Source organism: Amycolatopsis sp. NPDC102522 (genome assembly GCF_055584485.1).
Window position 1 is genome coordinate 511,657 of record NZ_JBVJLY010000002.1, and the last position, 24,975, is coordinate 536,631.

Sequence of the window (24,975 nt, forward strand, 5' to 3'; positions counted from 1 at the left end):
CTCTTGACAGCGCGCCCGCATGTGCCGCACTTTGTTGCTGAAGACGGAACAATGTGCCTCATCCGCAACAGCGCCTGTCACCCCGATGCCCGCGTGTCCTTTGTGGACCCGACCGGGCAGGCAGGAGGTTCCCCTCACCATGCCCCCAGGACCCCGCGTCGTCGTGATCGGCGCCGGCATCGTCGGCTGCGCGCTCGCCGACGAGCTCACCGAACGTGGCTGGACCGACCTCACCGTGCTGGAGCAGGGCGACCTGTTCACCACCGGCGGCTCCAGCTCGCACGCCCCCGGCCTGGTCTTCCAGACCAACGCCTGCCGCACGATGACCGAGTTCGCCCGCTACACCGTCGCCAAGTACGGCGCGCTCGACCTCGACGGCGCCCCCTGCTTCCGGCAGGTCGGCGGGCTGGAGGTGGCCACGACACCGGAACGGCTCGCCGATCTCAAGCGGCGGCACGGCTGGGCGACCGCGTCGGGCGTCGGAAGCAGGCTGATCGAGCCAGGCGAATGCGCCGCGCTGCATCCGATGCTCGACCCGGCCAAGGTGCTCGGCGGGTTCCACATCCCTTCCGACGGCCTGGCCGGCCCCCTGCGGGCGGCCGAGGCGCAGGCCCGCCGCGCGATCGGGCGCGGCGGGAAGTTCCTCGCGCGCCAGAAGGTCGTCGGCGTCGAACGGGCGGGCGGCCGGGTCACCGGCGTCACCACCGAGACCGGGAGCTTCCGCGCGGACATCGTCCTCTCGTGCGCCGGGATATGGGGGCCGGTGCTCGGCGAACTGGTGGACCTCGCGATCCCGCTGGTCCCGATGGCGCACCAGTACGCGCGCACCAGTCCCCTGCCGCGGCTCACCGGCATGACCCTGCCGATCCTGCGGCATCAGGACGCCGACCTCTACTTCCGCGAGCACGTCGACAGGATCGGCATCGGCGCGTACGGGCACCGGCCGATGCCGTTGCCCGCCGAGGAGATCGGCGCGGGCGAGGGCATGCCTTCGGAGCTCGCGTTCACGCCCGCGGACTTCGAGGAATCCTGGGCCGCCGCCGTCGACCTGCTCCCGTCGCTGGGCGAGACCAAGGTCGAAGAGGGCATCAACGGCCTGTTCTCCTTCACCCCGGACGGCATGCCGCTGCTCGGCGAACATCCGGACCTCGACGGCTTCTGGGTCGCCGAAGCCGTCTGGATCACGCATTCGGCCGGGGTCGCGCGGGCGATGGCGCGGTGGCTGGTCGACGGGCAGCCCGGCGCCGATCTGCACGGCTGCGACCTCGCCCGGTTCGAGCGGGTGCAGCTGGCCCCGGACTACGTCATGGCACGCAGCTGCCAGAGCTTCGTCGAGGTCTACGACGTCGTCCATCCCCTGCAGCCCATGGAAGAACCGCGGCCACTGCGGACGAGTCCCTTCTACGAGCGCCAAACGAAACTCGGCGCGTTCTTCCTCGAAGCGAGCGGCTGGGAAAGGCCGCACTGGTACGAGGCGAACGCGAACCTCCCGGAAGTCGCTCTGGTCCCGGAGCGGAACGACTGGGCCGCGCGGTACTGGTCCCCGATCGGCGGCGCCGAAGCACTCGTCGCGCGGCAGCGGGTCGCGATGTTCGACATGACCTCGCTGAAACGCGTGGAGGTCACCGGCCCGGGCGCCCTGCCGTTCCTGCAGACGATGACCACGAACCAGCTCGACAAGAAGCCCGGCTCGGTCACCTACACGCTGCTGCTCGACGAGGACGGCGGCGTGCGCAGCGACCTGACCGTCGCCCGGCTCGGCGCCGAGCGGTTCCAGGTGGGCGTCAACGGCAACGTCGACATCGACTGGCTGCGACGGCATCTCCCCGGCGACGGCGCCGCGCAGATCCACGAGACCACGCCGGGCACCTGCTGCGTCGGGCTCTGGGGCCCGCTCGCCAGGGCGGTCCTGCAGTCACTGTCCACAACGGACTTCTCGCACCGGGCGATGGGGTACTTCAAGACGAAACAGGCGTACGTCGGCCTGGTGCCGGTGACCGCGATGCGACTGTCCTATGTGGGCGAACTCGGCTGGGAGCTGTACACGAGCGCCGATCTCGGCCGCGAACTGTGGGACACGCTCTGGGACGCCGGGCGGAAGCACGGGATCATCGCCGCCGGCCGGGACGCCTTCTCCAGTATGCGGCTGGAGAAGGGCTACCGGCTGTGGGGCACGGACGTCACCGCCGAGCACGACCCGTACGAAGCCGGGCTCGGGTTCGCCGTGCGGATGGACAAGGGCTACTTCATCGGGCGCGACGCGCTGGCGGGCCGCTCGGCGGAAACGGCCACCAGGAAGCTGACCTGCCTCACCGTCGACGATCCGTATTCCGTCGTGCTCGGCAAGGAACCGGTGTTCGCCGACGGCCGTCCCTCCGGGTACGTCACCAGCGCCGCGTACGGCTACACGGTCGGCAAGAACATCGCGTACGCCTGGCTTCCGGCCGAGCTGTCGGCGCCGGGAACGCCCTTGGAGATCGAGTACTTCGGCGAGCGGATCCCCGCCGTCGTGGCGAGTGAACCGCTGTTCGACCCCGGCATGACCCGGATCAGGAGCGCCGCATGACCCACTACGACGTCATCGTCATCGGCCTCGGCGGGATGGGCAGCGCGGCCGCGTACCGGCTCGCCCGGCGGGGACGGCGCGTGCTGGGCATCGACCAGTTCGCGCCGGTGCACAACCTCGGGTCCAGCCACGGCGGCTCGCGGATCACGCGGCAGTCGTACTTCGAGGATCCCGCGTATGTCCCGCTGCTGCTGCGGGCGCACGAACTGTGGGACAGCGTCGAACGGGACTCCGGCCGGAAGATCTTCACCCGCTGCGGCGGGATCATGCTCGGCGGCCCCGGCTCGAGGACGGTGTCGGGCAGCCTGGCCAGTGCCCGGGAATGGGGGCTGCCGCACGAACTGCTGGACGCGGCGGAGATCCGGCGGCGGTTCCCGACGATGCACCCGGACGACCACGAGATCGCGCTGTACGAGGAGAACGCCGGTTTCGTGGTGCCGGAAGGCAGCGTGGCGGCGCATCTCCAGCTCGCCGCGCGGGCGGGGGCGGATCTGCACCACGAGGAGAAGGTCCTTTCGTGGCAGGAGACGTCCACCGGGGTCCGGGTCGGGACGTCGCAGAACTTCTACACCGCGGGGCAGCTGGTGATCTGCCCCGGCGCCTGGGCACCGGGACTGCTCGCCGAACTCGGCGTCGACTTCACCATCGAACGCCAGGTCCAGTACTGGTTCGCGCCGTCGGGCGGGGCCGAGCCGTTCCACGCCGGACGGCATCCGATCTACGTCTGGGAAGGCGAAAGCGGCCGCCAGTTCTACGGTTTCCCCTCCCACGACGACGCCGGGAGCGTGAAGGTCGCGTTCTTCCGCGGCGGCGAGACCTGCACACCAGAGAGCATCGACAGAACGGTGCACGCCGAAGAGGTCAGCGAGATCTCGGAGTTCGTCGGCCGGAAGATGCCGTCGCTGCCGGGCACGTTCCTGCGCGGAGCGACCTGTATGTACACGAACACCCCCGACGAGCATTTCGTCATCGCCCGCCATCCCGCGCACGAACGCGTGGTGGTCGCCTGCGGGTTCTCCGGGCACGGCTTCAAATTCGTCCCGGTGATCGGCGAAGTGCTCGCCGATCTGGTGGTGGACGGCGCCACCGAACATCCGATCGCCCTGTTCGACCCCGCCCGGCTGACCGGAGTGGCGAGATGACCCGGACACTGATCCCGACCCTGGGCGGCCGGTACTACACCGACGCCGGGATTTTCGCGGCGGAGCAGGAAAAGATCTTCGAGCGCGGCTGGTTCTGCGCCGTGCGCTCGGCGGACCTTACGTCGGCGGGCGACTATCGGACCGTCCAAATCGGACGCGAGAGTGTGCTCGTCAGCCGGGGACGGGACGGCGGGCTGCGCGCGTTCCTCAACATCTGCCGTCATCGTGGCGCCCGGCTGTGCACCGAGGACGCGGGCACGGTGAAACGCGCGTTTCACTGTCCGTACCACGCGTGGACGTACGGGCTCGACGGGAAGCTGATCGCGGCGCCGAACCTGGCGAACCTCCCCGGCATCGACCGCACCGAGTACGGGCTGCATGCCGTGCATCTGCGGGAATGGCTGGGTTACGCGTGGGTCTGCCTCGCCGCGGACCCGCCGTCGTTCGAGACCGACGTCGAAGGCGCGGTGCGGGAACGGCTGGGCGACCTGGAATCGATCGGGCACTACGGCCTCGACAGGCTCTCGGTCGGGCGCCGGATCACCTACGACGTCAAGGCGAACTGGAAACTGATCGTCGAGAACTTCATGGAGTGCTACCACTGCGCGACCATCCATCCCGAACTGACCGAGGTGCTGCCGGAGTTCGCCGACGGGTACGCGGCGCAGTACTTCGTCGGGCACGGTGCCGAATTCGGCGAGGAAGTCGATGGGTTCACCATCGACGGCGGTTCGGGCTTCGAGCGGCTCGACGGTGTCGCGAACGAACAGGACAGGCGGTACTACGCGATCACCATCCGGCCACAGGTGTTCGTGAACCTGGTGCCGGACCACGTGATCTTCCACCGGATGTACCCGCTCGCGCCGGACCGGACGGTCGTCGAATGCGACTGGTTCTACTCCGACGAGGTCGTGGCGTCGGGGCGGGACGTGTCCCGGTCGGTGGAGTTGTTCCACCGCGTCAACGAGCAGGACTTCGACGCCTGCGAACGTTGTCAGCCCGCGATGGCGTCCCGCGCCTACCGCGACGGCGGGGTTCTGATGCCGTCCGAGCACCACATCGGCGAGTTCCACGCCTGGCTGCTCGCGCGTTTAGAGGACCGCGTTTAGAGGACTAATCGCGGAGGAGTTCGGTAGCCAAAGCAGCGGTGTCGACACCGGCGACGCCGTCGAGAACGTGCCAAGGCGCGAGCCACGCCGTCGCGGCGAGTTCGTCGTAGACCACCGAGCAGCGCTTCTGGAGCGCGTCGTCGGTCTCGAAGGAATCCCGCGCGCGGTCGGCGTCGCTCTCCGCACGGCGCTGCGCGCGGCCGGCGGCGACGTCGGCGGTGACCCGGAGCAGCAGATGCGCGGCGGGCACCGGCAGCCCGAACCGGTCGATCTCCAGTTCCCGGAGCCAGCGCACGAACTCGCCGTCCGCGCCCTGGTGCAGCCGGGCCGCGCCGTACGCCGCGTTCGACGCGACGTACCTGTCGAGCAGGACGACGTCGTGATCGTCGAGGCGGGCGCGGATCTCGTCGGCGGCGCCCCGGCGATCGAGCGCGTAGAGCATCGCCATGCCGTACACGGAGTCGGCGAGGTCGCCGTGGCCGCGGTGCAGCGCTTCCTTCACGAGGTCGGCGTGCACGCTTTCGCCGTAGCGCGGAAACGCGATGGACGCGACGCTCGCCCCGGCCGCGTTCAGCGCACCTGTCAGCGCTTCGGCGAGGGTGCGCTTGCCCGCGCCGTCCAGACCTTCGATCACCACGAGTCGTCCCACAGGAACACCTTAAGGCGCCGTGGTCGACCGGCGGGCCAGACGGGTCAGCTCACGTCCGGCCCACCGGTCCGCTAGGGGATGCGCCTCTTCGAGTGCAGGAAGAAGCCGGACACACCGATGAGGAGCAGGCCGCCGAAGATCAGCAGCGGGACGAAGCCGGTGTCCTGCGCGTCGGGCGCGGGGCCGCCGTCGCCGCGAGGCATCACCTGGGCGTTGTAGCCGCCGGCCTTGCCCTCTTGGGCGTAGGGCGAGTTCGCGAGCATGTCGCCATACCGGCCTGAGACCGTCTTCTGGTACTCCGCGAGGGTGGCCGTGGCACCGGCAGCGGAACCGCTGGCGCCCGAGTCGAGCAGCGTCACGCGGCCGTCGCGCAGCGCGTACCAGGCGTCGACCTGGGGTTCGTGGAGCAGTGTCGCGCCGGCGGGCAGCCGCCGGGCCAGTTCGCTCTCCCGGTCACCCGACGCGATGTTGCCGACGCGCCAGGCGCCGTCGTCGCCGCGGACCGACCAGACTGTCGCGGTCTGCCCGTCGGACGCCTTCACCGGGACGGCGACGTAGGCGAGCCGTCCGGCGATCGCACCGTCACCGGCGACGAAATCCCTCGAAAGCTCGTAAACCGGGAGGGATTCGTCCACGACACTCACCGACGGCGCATGGCTCGATCCACCCGTCTGAGTGAGGAAGCGACCGATTTCGGCACGCAGCGTGGGGTCGTCGGCGGCCGCCTTCGCGGCGGCGAGATCTTCACTCGAAAGGCTGTCCGCGCGTGCTCCGGGCGCCGAGACGAGCAGCGCGACCGCGACCAGCCCGGCGAGCCCGAGGAACCGCCGCGCGCTCATCGCCGGATCCCGGTGAGCGTATGGGTCCAGGTGAAGGACTTGTTGCCGGCGTAGAAGTCGTAGGCCGACCAGTTGTAGCGGTTCCCGGTGGGCAGTGGATCCCCCCACGAGACCCACTTCCGGCCGGCGTCGAAGCCGTAGAGGACGTGCATGTGGCCACCGCCCGAGGCCCAGCCGACCCGCGTCTGGACCGGGTTGCCGTTCCCGGTCTGCGCCTGGACGGCGGAGTAGGGGATGCGCCCCTTGACGTAGCTCCCCGGGGCCGAAAAGCCGAGCTTGCCGAAGGCGCGGCGGACGTCACCCAGCGTCCCCGGCTCGTCCGCGCACTCCCGGCGTCGCTCGCTGTGAGCGATCCGGCAGAATTCGTTCTGGGTGACGGTCACACCGTGGTGTGCCGCGATGGTGTTGCCGGAAGCCACCCAGCACCACTGGGACTTCTCCTGCACCTGCATGGCGACGGCGTTCTGGCGGGCAGGCGGCTGGGGCAGCGCGCTCGCCGGGGTCTGGATCGCCAGCCACGCCGCGAGACTCGCGGCGCCGGCGGCGCAAACCCTGTTCGAGAACACAGGCACAACGGGCCTCCTGGTCACCATGGCGAACCAATGTGGTCACAACGGTGAACAGCAGGCTCACACAGAGCAAGATGGGCACTCGGCGGAACGGACCGTTCCGGGGCGTTTCCACACCCCGGAACGGTCACTCTTCCGGGGTCAACCACCCCGAACGGGGGACGTAGTGTTCACAGTGCGCTGCTAACGTGAACGTTCCGCGGTGTTCACGCTCAGCGCACACACTGGTCTGGTGAAGGGACGAGCGGTGACACGAGACGGTGGCGATGCGTTCTCGGCGGGAAAGCATCCCTCCGACGTGGACACCCCGACGATCATCGACGGCACGCGCCGTCAGCCGCTCGAATCCTTGCCCAAGGAACTCGTCGAGGCACTGCGCAGCGGCGAATTCCACCACGCGCTCCGGCAGGCGATCGCCTATCGCGGCCTGTCACTGGCCAGGCTCCGCGCCCACCTAGGACTCCGCGGCGTCCAAATCGGACAGTCGACGTTGAGCTACTGGCAGCGCGGACTGCGCCAGCCGGAAGTACCCAAGGCGCTCCCGGCGGTCCGCGCGCTGGAATCGGTGCTGCAACTGCCCGCCGACGCGCTCGTCGTGCTGATCGGACCGCGGACGACGCGGGCGCGCGGGCATCAGATGGCCGCGTCGTTCCACGACATCCGGTCCGGCGACATGGGCTCGATCGTCGACCAGCTGCTGGCCGAGCTGGGCGCGTACCCGTCGTCCAACCGGTACAACGCCGACCTCGAAATGCTGTCGGTGCACGACACGATCACCTTCGACGCCGCCCACCGGCAGGTCGCCCTGCACACCCGGCTGGTCTGCCGGGCGCGGCGCCACGGTCCGGACCGGTACGTCACCGTCTACAACGGCGACCCCGGCTGCGACATCGGCGACGTCGAGCTGGTCACCGACGAGGGCTGCCGCGTCGGCCGGATCCGGCGCAACGCCGAGGCCGAGACGATGGCCACCGAACTGCTCTTCGACCGGAAGCTCGCCGAGGGCGAGATCCACGTGTTCTGCTTCGGGGTCCACGACGACTCCGGCGCCGCGTCGCCCGGGTACTTCCGGATGCTGCGGGACCAGTGTTCGAGCTATCTGGTGCAGCTGAAGTTCGCGCTCGGCGCGCTGCCCGCCCGCTGCACGCGGCAGTTCCGGACGCGCGACGACGCCGTCCCCGTCGAGTCCGAAGAGCTGCCCTGCGACATGGGCGGCGTGACCAGCGGCTTCTTCAGCGACGCCGGGCCGGGGCTGGCCGGCATCGAGGTCGAGTGGGAGTAGCGCTCACGCGCTATGAAAGGTCCTTTCCTCGCAAATTTCGCGAGGAAAGGACCTTTCATAGCAGCGCTCAGTACCGGTAGTGGTCGGTCTTGAAGGGACCTTCGACGTCCACGTCGATGTACTCCGCCTGCTCCTTGGTCAGCTTCGTGAGCTCACCGCCGAGCGCGTCGAGGTGGATCTTCGCGACCTTCTCGTCGAGCTTCTTCGGGAGGCGGAAGACCTCCTTGTCGTACTCCTCGTGCTTGGTGAACAGCTCGACCTGCGCGATCACCTGGTTCGAGAAGCTGTTCGACATCACGAACGACGGGTGCCCGGTCGCGTTGCCCAGGTTCAGCAGACGGCCCTCGGACAGCACGATGATGCTCTTGCCATCCGGGCTGTGCTCATCCCGGGGGGCGGCCCCCGGCCCCCCGGCAGGGAACACCCACTCGTCGACCTGCGGCTTGATGTTGATGCGCCGGATGCCCGGGTAGCGCTGCAGACCGGCCATGTCGAGCTCGTTGTCGAAGTGGCCGATGTTGCCGAGGATCGCCTGGTGCTTCATCCTCGCCATGTGCTCGACGAGCACGACGTCCTTGTTCCCGGTGGTCGTGATGATGATGTCGGCCTCGGGGAGGACGTTCTCCAGCTTCTTGACCTGGTAGCCGTCCATCGCCGCCTGCAGCGCGCAGATCGGGTCGATCTCGGTGACGATCACCCGCGCGCCCTGGCCGCGCAGCGATTCCGCGGCGCCCTTGCCGACGTCGCCGTAGCCGCAGACGACCGCGACCTTGCCGCCGATGAGGACGTCGGTACCGCGGTTGATGCCGTCGATCAGCGAGTGCCGGATGCCGTAGCGGTTGTCGAACTTCGACTTGGTCACGGCGTCGTTCACGTTGATCGCCGGGAACAGCAGCTCACCGGCCGCGGCGAGCTGGTAGAGCCGCAGCACGCCGGTCGTGGTCTCCTCGGTGACACCGCGGATGCCTTCGCCGATCTTGGTCCATTTGCCGGTGTCGGCCGCGACGGAGGCGCTCAGCAGCTGGAGGAAAACGCGGAACTCGTCCGAAGTGTCCTCGTCCGGGGACGGGACGACGCCGGCCTTCTCGAACTCGGTTCCCTTGTGCACCAGCATGGTGGCGTCGCCGCCGTCGTCGAGGATCATGTTCGGACCCTCACCGTCCCAGGTGAGCATCCGCTCGGTGCACCACCAGTACTCCTCCAGCGACTCGCCCTTCCAGGCGAACACCGGCACACCCTTGGGCTCCTCGATGGTGCCGTGCGGGCCGACGACGATCGCCGCGGCGGCGTGGTCCTGCGTGGAGAAGATGTTGCAGGAGGCCCAGCGGACCTCGGCACCCAGTGCGACGAGGGTTTCGATCAGGACCGCGGTCTGTACCGTCATGTGCAGCGAGCCCGAAACCCGGGCTCCCCGCAGGGGATAGACCTCGGCGTACTCGCGGCGCAGCGCCATCAGGCCCGGCATCTCGTGCTCGGCGAGGCGGATCTCCTTGCGGCCGAACTCGGCTGCCTCGAGATCGGCGACGGCGAACTCGATGCCGTTGCGGGTGTCGTGCCGCTCGGCAACGCTTTCGGGGGTCATATGCGCGCTTCCTCCAAGGTTGGATGACATCGGAACAGTACCGTTGTCGGCTCAACGCCCACTGGAACGGTTTGGAGGCCTTCACCGTGGTCATGCCGGGTCCCGATACCCGCGTCGTCGAAATACGCGTACCCGGGCTAGTGGGCACGAGCGGTGAAAGCCTGCTGGATTCGACGTCGGTGGTCGACGTCGCGGGCGACGGGATCGGCAGGCTGATCCGGCCGTCGGACCGGCTGCGCCGTCCCGCTCCCGGTCCGGTGCTGCCCGCGCTCGGCCGCTCGATCCCGCGCATCCTCGAAGGCTACCTGTGGAGCGGGATGACCTCGGGGGGCGCGGCGAAGGCGACCTGGGCGCTGCTGTTCCCGTTCTCGCTGGCGAACGTGGCGCATTGGATGCTGCCGCCGGTCCCGGAGGGCAAGCGGTTCGCGGCGATGCTCGGCACGGCTTGCCGAGGGCTGCTGCGGGTGGCCTCGCTGCTGCTGACGATGCTGCTGATCAGCCAGCTCGCGGTGGTCTCGCTCGACCTGTTCGCCGCGCAGTGCCTCGCCCCGGGATCGACGTGCCTGCCGGGCGCGCCGTCGTTCCTGCGGGACTTCGCGCCGCTGCGGACGGCGATCGGGGTGGTCCCGCTGCTGGCGCTGATCTTCGTGCTCGACAGGATCCCGTCGTCGGACTGGCGCTCGCGGAACCGGCTGCACCGCTCGCACAGTTCGAGCCCGCTGCAACCGCAGGACCTGCCGCGGACGCCGGGCCTGCGCACACTGCACACCATCGCCGCGCTGACCTGTGTCGCGCTCCCGCTGCTGGGCGGCCCGTTCCGGCTGCCGACGAAGACGTTCGACCTGATCGTCTGGATCTGCGCGATGGCGCTCGCCGTCGCCTCACTGCTGGCCTCGACGGTCGGCTTCTCGGCCGGACCGGTGATCCGGGGCGGGCTGATCGCGTTCGCCGTCGCGCTGGTCGGGATCGCCGTCGTGCGCCGGACACCGCTGCCCGCGGGGCTTTCGGGCGGCGGGCTCGGCGGAGCGGACGGGACGGTCGAGGCGCTGGGCGCGTCGATGGTCGTGGTGACCGTGCTGTTCGCGGTGATACTCATCCCGGCCGCGTTGTTCGGCCGGTCGGCCTGGAAGCACCTGCCGCGACGGTTGCGGCCCTGGCTCGGCGGCTGGGCCGCGGCGCCGGTCGTCGCGCTCGCCGGACTGCTCGGCGGCGGCTTCGGCGCGGGACTCGCTGTCGCGCTGCGGCAACTGGTCGGCGCGACCGATCTCCGGCTGCCCGACACCTACGTCCTGGTGACAGTGCTGTGGGGCGCCGGGCTCGCGCTCGCCCTGGTGCTCGGTGTGCTGGGCTTCGCGGTGGCCGTCCCGCTGCGGCGGCTGCGCCGCGGCGTCCCGGAGGTCGTCGCGCTGATGGAGATCGGCAAGGCGCAGGAAGAGGAGGCCGCCCGCGTTTGGGCCCGCGCCTCGTGGGAACGCAAGCATCTGCACCATCTCGCGCTCGCGGTGGCGCTGGCGATGGCGGCGGGCGGCGGCGCGCTCCTCGTGCTGCGCTTCGGTTTCGGCCCGCTGGCGAACTGGTTCACGCCGATTTCGGGGATCGGCGTGTTCGCGCTGGGCGCGCTGGCGGCGGGGTTGCTGCGCGTCGTGTTCGCCGCCGCGACGAAGCCCACGCGCAGCCGTCACCTCGGCGCGCTGGCGGACCTCGTGTGCTTCTGGCCGCGCGCCGCCCATCCGACCGTGCCGCCGAGTTACGCGCTCAAGGTCGTCCCGGAACTCGCGGACCGGGTGAAGGAACATCTGGCCGATCCGGGGACGCGGGTCGTGCTGTCCGGTTACAACCTCGGCAGCCTCCTGACCGTGCTGGCCGCGGCTCGCGTGATCGCCGATCTCCCGCCGGAGGACCGCGAACGCGTCGGGCTGCTGACCGCGGGCTCGCCGCTGCAATGGGGCTACCAGCGCGCCTTCCCCGCGATGCTGCCGCCGACGCAACTGGCCGGGCTGTACGAGGACCTCGACGGTCGCTGGCGGTCGCTGTGCCGCGGCACGGACGTCTTCGGCGGCGGCGTCACGACGTGGCGGCATCGCGTGGTGTCCGGGAAACTGCTGGGCGACGGTTACCTGCCCGGCGGCGGGACCGGGCCGCTGGCCGCCGAACCCGACGATCAGGGTGTCCTGGTGCTCGGCGGCGATCACTGGCTGCCGGACCCGATGCGCGGGCCGACCGGACGCCACCGCTGGGCGCCCGGCGTCCTCAAGCACACGGACTACGTCGTCGACGCCGAATGGGACAACGCCGTCGCGATGGCCGCCGGTCTCGGCCGCCCCCGCCCGTCGAACGCTTGGGGCGAGCAGGGATCACTGTTCGGGGACTTCCCGCAAATGCGCTGAAGGCCCCCTTCGCGAGGAAGAGGGCCTTCAGTCACTGACTAGCTTCAGTCGGTCTTGCCGCGGCGCACGCGCAGCAGGACCAGGACGCCGGCACCGGCCAGGACCAGCAGGCCACCGGCCCACAGCAGCCAGGCGTTGTCGAAACCGGTGTCCGCGAGGCCGCCACCGTTGGCGCCGTTACCGCCGACGTTCGGGGCGGGAACCGCGGTGCTCGACGGAGCGGAGGTCTCGGACGGCTTCTCCGTGGTGGTCGGAGCGGTCGTCGGCGGCTTGACCGTCGAGGTCTTCGTCGGCTCGGACGGCTTCGGCTGCTCGGTCGGCTTGGTCTTCTCGCCGCACGCGAACCACTTGTCGATGTTCGCCTTGCCGCCGTCGCGGTTGAACGGCGCGCGCAGCTCGGTCCACGGCGGGGTGTCGGCGAGCTTGCGCTTGCCCGGCTCGTAGACGTTGTAGCCGTCGTCGCCACCGAGGACGACGATCGCGGTCACCTTGACGCCCTCGCCGACGCCGGTGATGTTGAGCCGCCGCTCACCGACGCCGCCGGTGAACTTGAAGTCCGAGTCGGACAGAGCCGAACCGCCGGCCTTGACCTGCTCGCATTTGCTGATGTTGCCGGGGATCGGCTTGGCGTGTTCGTCGTCGGAGTGACAAGCCAGCGCCGAGCCGGCGGTGCCGAGCAGGGCGGCGGTCGCCAGCGCGACGACGGTGACAGCGGAACGGACGCGCCGTCCGGACTTGATCTGCATTCAGAGCTCTCCTGTACCGATCGGGGGACAAACGAGCAAAGCGCGGTACCTCTTTCGAGGGATGACGGTCAACTCGCGGTGCTTCTACACGAGTTCCGTTCACCCGTCAGGGTGAGGCAAGAGCCCGGACGCTATCGCACACCGATTTCACACCGAAACCGGGGCCCCCGACAAAGCGGCCCACCATCCACAAGGGAATGGTGGGCCGCCGAAACGAGAAAGATCAGTCCGATACGGACTCCGCCTTCTCCTCCTTGTTCCTCTTGCCGAGCAGCGAATGGCGACGGCTGTAGGCGAAGTAGACGACGACGCCCAGCACCATCCACGCGATGAACCGCAACCAGGTCAAAACGGTCAGGTTCAGCATCAGCCACAGGCAGGCGAGGATCGCCAGGATGGGGATCAGCGGCACCCACGGCACCCGGAAGGCACGCGGCAGATCCGGTCGCGTCCTGCGCAGCACCATCACGCCCGCGGAAACGAGGATGAAGGCGAACAGCGTGCCGACGTTGACCATTTCCTCCAGCTTGTCCGCCGGGAAGAAGGTCGCGGCGACGGCGACCAGTCCGCCGACGACGATGGTCGCCCGCTTGGGCGTCCCGTTCGCGCCGGTCTTCGCCAGGCCTCGCGGCATGAGACCGTCACGCGACATCGCGAAGATGATCCGGATCTGGCCGAGCATCAGCACCATGACGACGGTCGTCAGACCGGCGAGCGCGCCGACGGAGATGATGTTGGCCGCCCAGTCGACACCGTTGACCGCGAACGCGGAAGCGAGCGTCTTCTTGCCACCGTCACCCGCCGAGGTGGCGAGATCCTTGTAGTTCACCATGCCGACGACCACGAGCGACACGGCGACGTAGAGCACCGTGACGATGGCCAGCGAGCCGAAGATGCCGCGCGGCACGGCCTTCTGCGGGTTGCGGGTCTCCTCGGCGGTGGTCGCGACGATGTCGAAACCGATGAACGCGAAGAACACCAGCGACGCCGCGGCCAGCAGACCGAAGACGCCGAACGAACTACTGCTGCTGCCCGCGATCACCGAGAACAGCGACTGGTCCACACCGGTGGCCGACGATTCGGCGCCGGACTGGGCCTCCGGGATGAACGGGCTGTAGTTGGAACTCTTGATGTAGAAGATGCCGAGCACGATCACGAACAGCACCACCGCGACCTTGATCCCGGTGATCACCATCGAGAACCGCGAAGACAGCTTCGTGCCGACGGCGAGCAGAGTCGCCAGCACCAGCACCACGATCAGGGCACCCCAGTCGACCGGGACACCGCCGATCTCGAAAGTCGTCTTCGTGCCCTTGCCGAAAATGTAGGAGAGCACGGTTTCGAGGTAGGCCGACCAGCCCTTCGACACCGCGGCCGCGCCGACCGCGAGTTCCAGGATCAGGTCCCAGCCGATGATCCACGCCATGAATTCGCCGAACGTGGCGTAAGAGAACGTGTACGCGCTCCCGGCCACCGGGACGGTGGACGCGAATTCCGCGTAACAGAGCGCCGCCAGCGCACAGGCGATGGCCGCGAAGACGAACGAAAGCGAGACCGACGGCCCCGCGTAGTCGCCCGCCGTGCGCGCGGTGAGCGTGAAGATACCGGCACCGATGACGACGGCGACGCCGAAGACGGTCAGGTCCCACGCGCTCAGGTTCCGCCTGAGCTTGGTCCCCGGTTCGTCGGTGTCCGCGATGGACTGCTCGATGGATTTCGTACGCCACAGACCGTTTCCGGGCACCCTTGACCTCCTACACCTGACTGCGGTTCAAAGGACCCTATCGCCCGGTCGTGACGGCAGCGCGGTGGGAGAGCAACGAAGTACGCGGAGGTCGCGCCGGTAATCGGCGGAGTACGGACAGTCGCGCCGGATGGCGGTCGCGGGGCCCGCCGACGCGAGTACATGAAGGCCCCCTTCCTTGCGCCTGGCGCAAGGAAGGGGGCCTTCATGTACTTCAGCAGCGTCCGGCGGCTCACGCCAGCGAGCGGTCCAGGTCCGGCTCCAGGTAGATCAGCTTCGCCGTAGGAACCTTCGCCCGCACACGCGCTTCCGCGTCGTCGATGGCCTGCGCGACCTCGCCGGTCTCCAGTCCCGGCACCAGCGCGAGCTTCGCGGCCACCAGCATCTCGTCCGGGCCGATGTACAGCGTCCGGATGTGGATGACCCGCTCGACCTTGCCCGCGGCGAGTTCGTCGATGATCGTGTCGAGGTCGGGCTCGGAGGCGCCTTCGCCGATCAGCAGGCTCTTCATCTCGATGATCAGGATGATCGCGATGACGCCGAGCAGCAGGCCGATCATGGCGGTGCCGATGCCGTCCCAGATCGGGTCGCCGGTGACGACCGAAAGCCCGACGCCCGCGAGCGCGAACACCAGGCCGAGCAGCGCGCCCGCGTCCTCCAGCAGGACCACCGGCAGTTCGGGGGTCTTGGCCTGGCGGATGAACGCCCACCAGCCCGCGTCGCCCTTGATCTTCTTCGATTCCTGGATCGCGGTGTAGAAGGAGTACGACTCCAGCCCGATCGCGACCACGAGGATGCCGACGGCCACCAGCGGCGAGGTCAGCCCCTCCGGCTCGCTGATCTTGTGGATGCCCTCGTACAGCGCGAACACCGAGCCGAGGCTGAAGAGCATCAGCGCGACGATGAACGAGTAGAAGTACCGGTCCCGCCCGAAGCCGAACGGGTGGGTGCGGGTCGCCTTGCGCTGCGAGGTCTTCTGGCCCAGCAGCAGGAGGCCCTGGTTCGAGGTGTCCGCCAGCGAGTGCACGGACTCGGCGAGCATCGAGGACGACCCCGTGATGAGGAAGCCGGTGAATTTCGCGGCCGCGATTCCGGCGTTCGCCACGAGCGCGGCGATGATCGCCTTGGTTCCGCCACCTGCAGACACGTGCGACTCCCCTGGTGTCCTGAAGAAATGGTGTCCCGATATGCCGGGTTCGAAGGCTAGCAGTGCAGATGAGCCGGTACGCGCCGGGCGGGACAGGTCACAGAATTGTCGGAACCCCTCGCTAGTGTCGCCACTCCCTGGACCTGGGAGGTACCCGTGCCGCGATTCGGCGTGCTCGGACCGTTGACGATCGAGAGCCCGCACGGGCGGCGCACCGCGCCGCGCGGCGATCATCAGCGCGCCCTGCTGGCCGTCCTGCTGGTGAACGCGAACTCGTCCGTCCCCGTCGATGCCCTGGTCGAGACCCTCTGGCCGGAGGGTCCGCCGAAGTCCTACTCCTCGAATCTGCACACTTACGTCTCGCGCTTGCGGGCGCGGTTCGAGGGGCTGGAGATCGAGCGGGATCCGCACGGCTACCGGCTGGCGGTCGAGCCCGGCGACCTCGATCTGCTTTCGTTCCGCGAAGCCGCCGCGGCGGGGAAGGCCGCGGCGCGGGCGGGCGACCCGGCGGCGGCCGCCGGGCACTATCGCCGGGCGCTGGCGGAATGGCGCGGGCCGGTCCTGTCCGGGCTGAGCGTCCCCCGGCTCGACGCGGACGTCGCCCGGCTCGAGTCGGAACGGCTCGCCGCCTTCGAAGACTGTGTCGACGCCGAACTGTCCGACGGCAGGCACGGCGAGCTCACCGGCGAACTCCAGGCGATGATCACCGAACACCCGCTGCGCGAGCGGCTGGCCGCGCAGCTGATGATCGCGCTGCACCGCGCCGGGCGACAGGCCGACTCACTGGCCGTCCATCGAGAACTTCGCGCCACCCTCGTCGAGGAGCTCGGCGTCGAGCCCGGCGCCGAGGTCCGCCGCGTGCTCGCCGCCGTGCTGCGCGGCGAGGATCCGGTGCCGTCGGCCAGGGTGGCGCAGGTTTTCCCGATCTGCCAGCTGCCCCCGGACATCGCGGATCTCGCGGGCCGCGAAGGCGAGATCGCGCAGCTCTCCGGGCTGCTCGGCGACGGCGCGGGCGTCCCGGTCGCGGTGATCACCGGCGAACCCGGCGCGGGCAAGTCCACCCTCGCGGTCAGCACCGCGCACAGGCTCCGCCGGTCCTTCCCGGACGGGCAGCTGTTCGTCCCGCTGGCGGGCGCCTCCAAACCCCGCGAACTCGCCGACGTCCTCGGCGACCTGTTGCGGGCGCTGGGCGTCACGGGTCCTGCCATCCCGGACGACGTCGAGGCCAGGGCGGCGGTCTATCGCGGCCGTCTCGCCGATCGGCGGGTCCTCGTGGTGCTCGACGACGCCGCGGGCCCCGAGCAGGTCCGCGCGCTGCTGCCGGGAACGCCGGGCAGCGCCGTCCTGGTCACCAGCAGGATGCGGCTTTCCGGGCTCGCCGGGGCGGATCGCCTCCACCTCGCGCCGTTGTCCGGCGCCGAGGCGATGACTCTGCTGGCACGGCTGGCCGGGCCGGACAGGGTGGGCGCCGAACGCGCGGACGCGGAGCGGATCGCCAAGGCCTGCGGCAATCTCCCGCTGGCGCTGCGGATCGCCGGCAGCAGGCTCGCCATGCGGCCGGGACTTCCGCTCGGGAAACTCGCCGGAAAGCTGGAGGACGAGGTCTCCCGCCTCGACGAACTCCAGGTCAGCGATCTCCAGGTGCGCGGCAGCATCGCGTTGAGCTACCAGGCGCTGAGCCCGGCGGCGCGGCGCGCGTTCCGGCTGATCGGCCGCTGCCGCACCCACGACCTTCCCGCCTGGGCGGTGTCGGTCCTCATCGACACCGAGGACGCGGACGAGGCCATCGACGAGCTCGTCGAAGCCAGCCTGCTCCAGGCCACCGGTCTCGACCCGACAGGCGAGCAGCGGTTCCGCGTGCACGACCTCGTGCGCGTGTTCGCCACCGAACTCGGCCGGGAGCTGGAGAGCCACGCCGAGCGGGTGGCCACGGTCACGAAGGTGTCCGACGCGGCACTGTGCCTCGCCGACACGGCGGCCCGCCGCCTGCCGAGGACGGTGCCGATGCCGTTGTCGGATCAGGACGTGCCCGCCCAGCCCCTGTCCGGCGAACTGGTCGAGCGCCTGCTGCGCGATCCCGGCACCTGGTTCGCCGTGGAGCGGGCCAACCTGGTCGCCGCCGTCTCGTCGTTGTGTGCCGTCGGCTGGCTGCGAAAAGCGTTGCGGGTACTGGAAAGACTGAGCGCGTACCTGTACCTGCACAGCCACTACACCGACATGCGGACGGCGTACGAGACCTTGCGCGACGCCGCCCGCAAGGCGGGTGACAGGCATATCGCGGTCATCGCCGAGGCGAACCTGACGGTGCTGCTGCACGTCCGCGGCGAGTACGAACGCGCCGTCGAGGGTTACCGCGAATGCTCGAAGGAGCTGGCGGAACTGGGTGACGTTTCCGCGCGGGCGTGGGTCGAAACGAATCTGGCGCGCTGCCTCGTCGGCCTCGGCAGGGCCGGGGAATCCCTGCACGCCGCGACCCAGGCCCGTGAACTGTCCACTGTGGAGGAAACCGGGCCGGGGGCGTACGCGCGGCACGCGGAGTCCGCGGCGCTGCATCGGCTCGGCAAGGTCAGCGAGGCGCTGGAAATCGACCGCCGGAGCCTCGCGCACGCGCGCGAAGGTGGCGACGAACGCCAGCTCGGCGTTGCCTTACAAGGACTTTCGTGGTCGCTGATGCTCGACGGCCGCGAAGAAGAGGCGCTGGAGAAGATCGAGGAATCGGTCCGGGTGCTGCGCCGGACGACGGCGAAATCGGCGCTGGCGAAGTCGTTGCGCACCCAGGGCGCGATCCTCGCGGGCGCCGGACAACGCGGCGGCGCGGTGAAGGCCTACGAGAACGCGCGGCGGATCGCCGGCGCACTCGCAGAACGGCCGAGGGAGCTTTCCTGCACTCGCGCGATAGCGGCGAGCTGGATCGGCGACGGCCGGGCCGATCGTGCGATTCCCGTGCTGCGCCACTGTCTTGACGAATTCCGCGCCATGGGCGGGAAACCCGCGACGGGCCTCACCCTGCACGTGCTGCGCAGGGCGTACGAGGCCGTCGGGGAAACAAAGGCGGCCGAGGCGGCGGGTGAAGAGGCGAAGCGATTGGAAGTCCCCCACGACGCCAACGCTTCGACCCTCGTCCGGTTGCTGTTGTCGCTCACCGAACCCGCCCCGGCCTGACCGAGTGGTGCCCGACCCCTCAGACGAGCACCACTCGGAAGTCCGATCACTTCCCCTGATTCACTAGCGGTTCACGCCGTCCGGCGGAGAACCAGGCCAGCGCGATCGCCAGCACCCCGTTGGCGGCGGCGTCCCACATCGGCGGCGAGGCGGGTTCGAGCCGGGCGACCGCGAACACGTTGATCAGCCCGGCGACGGTCAGCATCACGCGGATGGGCTGGGTGCCGCTCACCACCAGCGCGGCGGTGAGCAGCACCTGCGCGCCGAGTGTGATCAGCACGACCAGTGGGATGTTCAGCCTGCTCTCCGCGTCGGCGGCGAGGCCGTGCAAGCCGGACCCAGCGGCCTTGAGGGACTCGATCGCGTCACCGGCGAACCCCGCCAGCGCCGGCGCCGGGACGGCCAGGTCCTGACCGTCCGGAAGCGGGAGTGCCAAGTCTGCGACCGGCACGAGCACGGCCACGACGGCGATTCCGAGCGCGGCGAGCAGGACGGCGGGGTGCACGGAAACCGGCACCCGGTAGGCGCGCCCGCCCGCCGCGTCGGGATGGGAAGTCACTGCTGCTCTCCTCGGCCATCGTCATCCGGGAGAAGCCGACGACAATCGCCGGGTCACCCGTAAGGATGATGGTCGCGGAACCCGCCACACGGAACGCACACAGTTCGGCCAAGAAACGCAGTTCGTCCTCTGGATGCGGTCCTTGCGTGTGCGAGTACCGCATCCAGAGGACGAAATGCGAAGGGTGTCAGCAGGTGCCGGCGGTGGCGCGGAAGACCTGGGTGCGCTCGCCGGAAAGCGGCCGCACCCGGACGGCGGGGTCGGCGGCAGGGAGCCACACCGACTGGCCGCGGCGGAGTTCGACCTGCTCGCCGTCGTCGGCGGTCACCAGCAGGCCTCCGGCCGTGCACAGCAGGATCTGCGGGCCGACGTCGTGGACGGCGGTCTCGCCGTCGTCCCCGGCCGCCCACTCGATCCGCGACAGCTCGAACTCGGGCGCGTCGGTGCGGTACACCGACAGGCGCTCCTGGCGTTCGCCGCACTGGACCGGCATCTCGCCGCAGGCGAAGTCGACGACGCGCAGCAGCTCCGGCACGTCGACGTGCTTGGGGGTCAGCCCGCAGCGCAGGATGTTGTCCGAGTTCGCCAGGATCTCGACGGCGGTGCCGTGCAGGTACAGGTGCAGGTTGCCGGCGGGCAGGTAGATCGCCTCGCCCGCGCTGAGGGTGAGCCGGTTGAGCAGCAGCGCCGCGAGCACACCGGCGTCCCGCGGATGCGACTCGCCGAGTTCCAGGATGGTCCGGCATTCGACGTCGAACTCGCCGCGTTCCCGAATGTGCTTCACACACGAATCGAGGACCTCGGGCAGTAGTTCGTCGAGCGCGGCCTGCGGCAGGGTGATCCAGGTGGTGAACAGCGCGCGCAGTCCGGCCGGATCCGGCTGGGCCTCCAGCAGTACCGCGTACTTCGCCAGCCCTGGCGTCTCGATCGCCTTCAGCAGCGAGATCGTGCGTTCTGGGTCTCGGAAACCCGCCAGCGCGTGGAACTCCGTCAACGCGCAGACGAGTTCCGGCTTCGCCGTCGGATCCGGGTAGTTGCGGTTCGACGCGTCGCGCGGGATCCTCGCCGACTCCTCACGCGCGTACCCCTCGGCCGCCTGCGCGGCGGACGGGTGCGCCTGCATCGAAAGCGGCTCTTCGGCGGCGAGGATCTTCAGCAGGAACGGCAACCTGCCGCCCCAGCGGTCCGCGCAGCTCGTGCCGAGCTGGCCGACCGGATCGGCTTCGACGAGCTCCAGCAGGCTCCGCTCGGTGCCGTCCGGGCCGATGACGTGGGACGGGTCACCGGGGTGGGCGCCCATCCACAGTTCCGCCTCCGGATGCGGCGCCGGAACCGGACGCCCCAGCAGCTCGGGGATCGTCGTTCTGGAACCCCACGCGTAGGGCCGCACGGCATTGCGCAGCAGCTCCACTGTCACCTCAACTCCTCGCCGGGCACGGGTTGTTTGTGCCGGCCCTCATGTCTTACGTCGCGCGCGGGGCTCACGCCGTTGCAGGCGTGTACCTCCCGGCGCCGCCGATGCTGCCGACGGCGAGCCCGAGATAAACCGCGGCCAGCTCGAAACGCAGCGCGAGAACGGCCGCACGCACGATCTCGTCCGTTTCGATCTCTTCGGCCGGGGCGATCACGTCCGCACCGGGCAGCAGGTCTTCCGCCTGATAGCGGGCCGCCTCCGTGGCGGGCCCGGTCCGAACCGAGAGGAGCAACACCCTCGGCGTCGAGCCGACCCCCTCCTCCGGGTCCGCGAAGATATCGCGCTCCACGCCCCCGGACAATGCCGCACGCCGCAAAGCGGGCCTCGCCAGCGCCTGGCGATAGTCCTCCACGTCACAGACGACGGCCGCGTGGGCGGCGAACGCGTGGGCCGCGTGCTCGCCGACGGCGACCGCGACCGGGTCCAGCCCCCACAGGAGCGGCTGGCGGTCGGCCAGCTTCAGCGCCAGCGCCTTGGCGGGGTTCGCGAACGAGTCCCTCGCCAGGTAGTCCTTCTCGGCTTCCGCGTCGAGCTGGTCGGCGAGCTGTTCCAGATCGGCGACCAGCAGGCCGAGCGCGTTCGCGGTGAGCAGGGCCGCGGCGAGCCCGCGCGGGAAGGCCATCTCCGGCGGAACCGGGAGCCTCGGCGCGAGCAGCAGCCCCTTGCCCGCGACGGAGGCCGCGACCGGGCCTTCGGCGGGCGCGGACAGCACGACCGTCGCCCCGAACCGGGCGGCGCGCTCCAGGGAGGCGGCCAGCTCACGGTCACCTGCGTCGTCGGTGTGCGCGAACACGACGTCGAGCGCACCGATCCAGCTCGGCACGACCTCGGCGACGACGACCGGCACCGGGCATGACGGGGTGAGGAGCGCGGCGACCAGCCTGGTCAGCGTCCGGCTGACGCCGGGCCGGTCGATCAGCACGAGCGAGCGCGGGCGCCCGACGTCCAGTCGATCACTCAGCTCGAGTTCGGCCGCGGCTTCGGCGGTCGCCCGGACCTGGGCGCCCGCCATCGCGGCGGCACGGAGAAGCCCCGCGGTGTCGGCCTCGGCCAGCCTCGCGGGATCGTCGAGCAGGGAATCGTCAGGGACCGTCGGCATGGGCGCCATCCGGGGTCGTCGGCTCGGTGGCTTCGTCCAGCAACAGTACCGGGATTCCATCACGGACCGGATACACCCGACCGCATTCCGTGCAGGTCAGCGCGTCTGCCTCCGGGTCGGCCGTCGTCCCCGTCCGCAGTGGTGCGTGATCGGGGGACGGGCAGGCCAGGATCTCCAGCAACTGTGCGTCAAGCGTGACGGCCATGGTTACTCCTACCTGTGGGACATCTCTATGTGTGTTTTCACGCCACATTCGTTACCCACGGACTATCGCCAGTACGTCTTCGGTCAGGGCCCGGACCGCCTCGGCGTCGGCGGCCTCGACGTTCAGGCGGAGCAGCGGCTCGGTGTTGGACGGGCGCAGGTTGAACCAGCCGCCGCCGGGAAGCTGCACGGTGAGGCCGTCCAGTTCGTCGATCTCGACGCCGTCGCGCGCGGTGAAGGCGTCCTTGACCGCGAGCATGCGCGCGACCTGGTCGTCCACGGTCGAGTTGATCTCGCCGGAGGCCGCGTAGCGCGAGTACTCCGCCGTCAGCTCGGACAGCGGACCGGTCTGCTCGCCGAGGGCGGCGAGGACGTGCAGCGCGGCCAGCATGCCGGTGTCGGCACGCCAGAAGTCGCGGAAGTAGTAGTGCGCGGAGTGTTCGCCGCCGAAGATCGCGCCGGTCTTGGCCATCTCGCCCTTGATGAACGAGTGCCCGACCCGGGTGCGCACCGGCTTGCCACCGTGTTCGGCGACGATCTCCGGGACCCCCTTCGACGTGATCAGGTTGTGGATGATGGTGCCGCCCGGCTCCTTCTCCAGCTCACGGATCGCGACCAGCGCGGTGATGGCGCTCGGCGACACCGGCTCGCCGCGCTCGTCGACGACGAAGCAGCGGTCCGCGTCGCCGTCGAAGGCCAAGCCCGCGTCGGCTCCTTCTTCGCGCACCTTCGCCTGGAGGTCGACGATGTTCTTCGGGTCGAGCGGGTTGGCCTCGTGGTTCGGGAAGTTGCCGTCGAGTTCGAAGTACATCGGCACGATGTCGATGGGCAGGCCCGCGAAGACCGTCGGGACGGTGTAGCCGCCCATGCCGTTGCCGGCGTCGACGACGACCTTCAGCGGACGGCTGCTCGACAGGTCGACGAGCTTGCGCAGGTACGCCGCGTACTCCGCGAGGACGTCCTTCTCGGTCACCGAACCGCGCTGGCCGGCGAAGGCGGGCACGCCCTGCTCGACGGTGTCGCGGATTTCCGCGAGACCGGAGTCCTGGCCGACCGGTGCGGCACCCGAGCGGCACAGCTTGATGCCGTTGTACTTCGCCGGGTTGTGGCTGGCGGTGAACATGGCGCCCGGCAGGTTCAGCGATCCGGACGCGAAGTACAGCTGGTCGGTGCTGGCGAGGCCGATCGTCACCACGTCGAGCCCCTGTGAGGTCACGCCGTCGGCGAACGCGGCGGACAGCTCGGGAGACGAGTCGCGCATGTCGTGGCCGATCACGACGGAGTCGGACTCCGGCTTGATCAGCAGGGCGAACGCCGAACCGAGGTCACGTACGAGCGCCGCGTCCAGCTGCTCACCGACCACGCCGCGAATGTCGTAGGCCTTCACGATGCCCGAAAGGTCTGGCACGCCTGCTCCCCGCCAATAGTCTCGTTACAACGCCCTCTGGCGCGCTCGAAAGCCTACCGGCGGGCCCTTGCGTCAGGCTCGGCCGGGCAGGACGCGCAAGTGGCCGCGCCTGCCCGAGGGACCCTCGGGTTCGGGGCCGGGCGCGGGCTTGTCCGAGCGGCCCGCTTCGCGCACGGCCTCGGCCAGCGCGGTCAGCTCGTCGGCGGAGGGGTCGGGGGCGGCGAAGGCGCCCTCATGCCGGACGACTTCCCAACCCTTGGGCACGGTGAGCCGGAGGGCGTGGGCTTCGCAGAGGTCATAGGAGTGCGGCTCGCTCGCGGTGGCCAGTGGCCCCACGACGGCTGTCGAATCGCTGTAGGCATACGTGAGCGTGGCGACAGCGGGCTCGAGACAACCCGTTCGCGAACACTTTCGTACGCTCCGCACGATCGAGAACGATAGCGCGTCCTCGGCCAGGTGTACCGGCGACACGCGCTTCGACTCGCCGAGCGCGTACCCTTCGGATCGTGGCGACGGCTCGTGATTCCCGACAGCGACGGCGGATGCGCCGGGACCGGCACGGCCGGGGCCTGCGCGGAGCGCTGTATCCGTCGACCCTTCCCGCCGCCGCTAGCAGGGCAGAGAGGTTCGACGCGCTGGTTTTGGACGCGCTCGAACCGATCGAAGCGCGGTGGCGGCACGAGCTGACGAAGCTCGACGTCGCCGTCGACGACGTTCCCGAAGTTCGCTCGGATGGCGCACCGGCCGGAGTGGACGGAGTGCTGCACGACGGCGCCGTCCCGCTCTCGCGGCTCGTGCCCGCCGGCGTCGACCGCGCCGGACTGCCGACGCGGGCCCGCATCGTCCTCTACCGCCGCCCCCTCGAAGCACGCGCGAAGGACCCCGGCGAACTCGCGGAACTCGTCCACGACGTCCTCGTCGAACAGGTCGCGGGCTACCTGGGCGTCGAACCCGACGTCATCGAAGGCGAATAACCCCACCCGCCTCTCCCACCCGCCCCAGCCCAGCCCCAGCCCAGCCCCCGCCCTTCCCCGGGGGGCGTCCCCAGCCCAGCGTATCGCGCGGCACCGACGGGACCTGCGGAAACGGCACTGGAGGCCCGAGTTGTCCACAAGTGGAGCGGGCTGTGGACAACTCTGCTTCCGGGTGTTCCCGGGCGCGATTCAGGCGCTCCCAATGTGGCATTGGGGTCATCGGGCGTCCCCAATGCCACATTGGGGACATCGGGCGTCAGCGGGGGGCGGGGCGGGGGGCTGGGGCGAGTTCTGAAGGGGTAGCGCTGTCCTGAAGGCCCCCTTTGAGACGTT

20 protein-coding genes are annotated in these 24,975 nt (G+C 69.8%); 7 read left to right on the forward strand and 13 right to left on the reverse strand.

The window, feature by feature from the left end; all coding sequences use genetic code 11:
* Positions 1 to 139 precede the first annotated feature (139 nt).
* The 3 genes from ACZ6YV_RS08315 to ACZ6YV_RS08325 are packed head-to-tail and all read left to right on the forward strand — an operon-like array spanning position 140 to position 4,817.
* On the forward strand, positions 140 to 2,566 hold the full coding sequence (locus tag ACZ6YV_RS08315) for a GcvT family protein (RefSeq protein ID WP_465508981.1): 2,427 nt from the start codon (positions 140 to 142) through the stop codon (positions 2,564 to 2,566).
* Positions 2,563 to 3,708: an N-methyl-L-tryptophan oxidase gene (solA, locus tag ACZ6YV_RS08320; RefSeq protein ID WP_465508982.1), complete on the forward strand. Its 1,146-nt coding sequence runs from the start codon at positions 2,563 to 2,565 to the stop codon at positions 3,706 to 3,708. The genes ACZ6YV_RS08315 and solA overlap by 4 nt, the downstream gene beginning before the upstream one ends.
* On the forward strand, positions 3,705 to 4,817 hold the full coding sequence (locus ACZ6YV_RS08325; RefSeq protein WP_465508983.1) for an aromatic ring-hydroxylating oxygenase subunit alpha: 1,113 nt from the start codon (positions 3,705 to 3,707) through the stop codon (positions 4,815 to 4,817). Before solA ends, ACZ6YV_RS08325 begins: the two co-directional genes overlap by 4 nt.
* Before the next feature lie 4 nt (positions 4,818 to 4,821).
* On the opposite strand, the gene ACZ6YV_RS08330 is transcribed toward ACZ6YV_RS08325, so the two are convergent.
* The 3 genes from ACZ6YV_RS08330 to ACZ6YV_RS08340 all read right to left on the reverse strand — a co-directional run bounded on the left by ACZ6YV_RS08330 (position 4,822) and on the right by ACZ6YV_RS08340 (position 6,871).
* Positions 4,822 to 5,454: a dTMP kinase gene (locus ACZ6YV_RS08330; protein WP_465509288.1), complete on the reverse strand. Its 633-nt coding sequence runs from the start codon at positions 5,452 to 5,454 to the stop codon at positions 4,822 to 4,824.
* An 83-nt stretch (positions 5,455 to 5,537) separates the two neighbouring features.
* On the reverse strand, positions 5,538 to 6,305 hold the full coding sequence (locus ACZ6YV_RS08335) for a hypothetical protein (RefSeq protein ID WP_465508984.1): 768 nt from the start codon (positions 6,303 to 6,305) through the stop codon (positions 5,538 to 5,540).
* Entirely contained in the window at positions 6,302 to 6,871 is a 570-nt protein-coding gene (locus ACZ6YV_RS08340) for a papain-like cysteine protease family protein (RefSeq protein ID WP_465509289.1), read from the reverse strand. The genes ACZ6YV_RS08335 and ACZ6YV_RS08340 overlap by 4 nt, the downstream gene beginning before the upstream one ends.
* Positions 6,872 to 7,121: 250 nt before the next feature.
* Between ACZ6YV_RS08340 and ACZ6YV_RS08345 the strand changes: the two genes are divergently transcribed.
* Positions 7,122 to 8,156, forward strand: a complete 1,035-nt coding sequence (locus ACZ6YV_RS08345; RefSeq protein ID WP_465508985.1) for a hypothetical protein — start codon at positions 7,122 to 7,124, stop codon at positions 8,154 to 8,156.
* A gap of 67 nt (positions 8,157 to 8,223) precedes the next feature.
* On the opposite strand, the gene ahcY is transcribed toward ACZ6YV_RS08345, so the two are convergent.
* Positions 8,224 to 9,738, reverse strand: a complete 1,515-nt coding sequence (gene ahcY / locus ACZ6YV_RS08350) for an adenosylhomocysteinase (RefSeq protein ID WP_465508986.1) — start codon at positions 9,736 to 9,738, stop codon at positions 8,224 to 8,226.
* Positions 9,739 to 9,830: 92 nt separating this feature from the next.
* On the opposite strand from ahcY, the gene ACZ6YV_RS08355 reads away from it, so the two are divergent.
* Positions 9,831 to 12,125 carry a hypothetical protein gene (locus ACZ6YV_RS08355; RefSeq protein ID WP_465509290.1) on the forward strand — a complete coding sequence of 765 codons (2,295 nt, stop codon included), beginning with the start codon at positions 9,831 to 9,833 and terminating at the stop codon, positions 12,123 to 12,125.
* A 44-nt stretch (positions 12,126 to 12,169) separates the two neighbouring features.
* On the opposite strand, the gene ACZ6YV_RS08360 is transcribed toward ACZ6YV_RS08355, so the two are convergent.
* The 3 genes from ACZ6YV_RS08360 to ACZ6YV_RS08370 form a co-directional block, all read right to left on the reverse strand.
* On the reverse strand, positions 12,170 to 12,871 hold the full coding sequence (locus tag ACZ6YV_RS08360; protein ID WP_465508987.1) for an LPXTG cell wall anchor domain-containing protein: 702 nt from the start codon (positions 12,869 to 12,871) through the stop codon (positions 12,170 to 12,172).
* Positions 12,872 to 13,094: 223 nt separating this feature from the next.
* Complete coding sequence (locus ACZ6YV_RS08365) at positions 13,095 to 14,615, reverse strand: amino acid permease (RefSeq protein WP_465508988.1); 1,521 nt, start codon at positions 14,613 to 14,615, stop codon at positions 13,095 to 13,097.
* A gap of 232 nt (positions 14,616 to 14,847) precedes the next feature.
* On the reverse strand, positions 14,848 to 15,762 hold the full coding sequence (locus ACZ6YV_RS08370) for a cation diffusion facilitator family transporter (protein WP_465508989.1): 915 nt from the start codon (positions 15,760 to 15,762) through the stop codon (positions 14,848 to 14,850).
* Between the two features lie 156 nt (positions 15,763 to 15,918).
* Here ACZ6YV_RS08370 and ACZ6YV_RS08375 point away from each other — a divergent pair, with 156 nt between their 5' ends.
* Positions 15,919 to 18,924 (forward strand): AfsR/SARP family transcriptional regulator, encoded by a 3,006-nt coding sequence (locus ACZ6YV_RS08375; RefSeq protein ID WP_465508990.1) that lies wholly within the window; start codon positions 15,919 to 15,921, stop codon positions 18,922 to 18,924.
* 46 nt (positions 18,925 to 18,970) lie between these two features.
* On the opposite strand, the gene ACZ6YV_RS08380 is transcribed toward ACZ6YV_RS08375, so the two are convergent.
* From ACZ6YV_RS08380 to ACZ6YV_RS08405, 6 genes are all read right to left on the reverse strand, one after another.
* On the reverse strand, positions 18,971 to 19,483 hold the full coding sequence (locus ACZ6YV_RS08380) for a hypothetical protein (protein ID WP_465508991.1): 513 nt from the start codon (positions 19,481 to 19,483) through the stop codon (positions 18,971 to 18,973).
* Positions 19,484 to 19,670: 187 nt separating this feature from the next.
* Positions 19,671 to 20,894: a mannose-6-phosphate isomerase, class I gene (gene manA / locus ACZ6YV_RS08385; protein WP_465509291.1), complete on the reverse strand. Its 1,224-nt coding sequence runs from the start codon at positions 20,892 to 20,894 to the stop codon at positions 19,671 to 19,673.
* 70 nt (positions 20,895 to 20,964) lie between these two features.
* A complete protein-coding gene (locus ACZ6YV_RS08390) occupies positions 20,965 to 22,056 on the reverse strand; it encodes a hypothetical protein (protein ID WP_465508992.1) in 1,092 nt (363 codons plus the stop codon).
* The gene (locus tag ACZ6YV_RS08395; RefSeq protein WP_005150815.1) at positions 22,040 to 22,261 is read right to left on the reverse strand and encodes a Trm112 family protein; all 222 of its coding nucleotides are present in this window, start codon (positions 22,259 to 22,261) and stop codon (positions 22,040 to 22,042) included. Before ACZ6YV_RS08395 ends, ACZ6YV_RS08390 begins: the two co-directional genes overlap by 17 nt.
* Positions 22,262 to 22,312: 51 nt before the next feature.
* Entirely contained in the window at positions 22,313 to 23,668 is a 1,356-nt protein-coding gene (locus ACZ6YV_RS08400) for a phosphomannomutase/phosphoglucomutase (RefSeq protein WP_378239847.1), read from the reverse strand.
* A 72-nt stretch (positions 23,669 to 23,740) separates the two neighbouring features.
* Positions 23,741 to 24,094 (reverse strand): DUF3499 domain-containing protein, encoded by a 354-nt coding sequence (locus ACZ6YV_RS08405; protein ID WP_083255246.1) that lies wholly within the window; start codon positions 24,092 to 24,094, stop codon positions 23,741 to 23,743.
* A gap of 116 nt (positions 24,095 to 24,210) precedes the next feature.
* Between ACZ6YV_RS08405 and ACZ6YV_RS08410 the strand changes: the two genes are divergently transcribed.
* The gene (locus tag ACZ6YV_RS08410) at positions 24,211 to 24,642 is read left to right on the forward strand and encodes a metallopeptidase family protein (protein ID WP_016337110.1); all 432 of its coding nucleotides are present in this window, start codon (positions 24,211 to 24,213) and stop codon (positions 24,640 to 24,642) included.
* Positions 24,643 to 24,975 lie beyond the last annotated feature (333 nt).

Coding starts and splice junctions, on each gene's coding strand:
- ACZ6YV_RS08325 (WP_465508983.1), top strand. CDS start 3,705: ATGACCCGGACACTGATCCCGACCCTGGGCGGCCGGTACTACACCGAC.
- ACZ6YV_RS08410 (WP_016337110.1), top strand. CDS start 24,211: ATGCGCCGGGACCGGCACGGCCGGGGCCTGCGCGGAGCGCTGTATCCG.
- ACZ6YV_RS08395 (WP_005150815.1), bottom strand. CDS start 22,261: ATGGCCGTCACGCTTGACGCACAGTTGCTGGAGATCCTGGCCTGCCCG.
- ACZ6YV_RS08360 (WP_465508987.1), bottom strand. CDS start 12,871: ATGCAGATCAAGTCCGGACGGCGCGTCCGTTCCGCTGTCACCGTCGTC.
- ahcY (WP_465508986.1), bottom strand. CDS start 9,738: ATGACCCCCGAAAGCGTTGCCGAGCGGCACGACACCCGCAACGGCATC.
- ACZ6YV_RS08335 (WP_465508984.1), bottom strand. CDS start 6,305: ATGAGCGCGCGGCGGTTCCTCGGGCTCGCCGGGCTGGTCGCGGTCGCG.
- ACZ6YV_RS08355 (WP_465509290.1), top strand. CDS start 9,831: ATGCCGGGTCCCGATACCCGCGTCGTCGAAATACGCGTACCCGGGCTA.
- ACZ6YV_RS08390 (WP_465508992.1), bottom strand. CDS start 22,056: ATGCCGACGGTCCCTGACGATTCCCTGCTCGACGATCCCGCGAGGCTG.
- ACZ6YV_RS08315 (WP_465508981.1), top strand. CDS start 140: ATGCCCCCAGGACCCCGCGTCGTCGTGATCGGCGCCGGCATCGTCGGC.
- solA (WP_465508982.1), top strand. CDS start 2,563: ATGACCCACTACGACGTCATCGTCATCGGCCTCGGCGGGATGGGCAGC.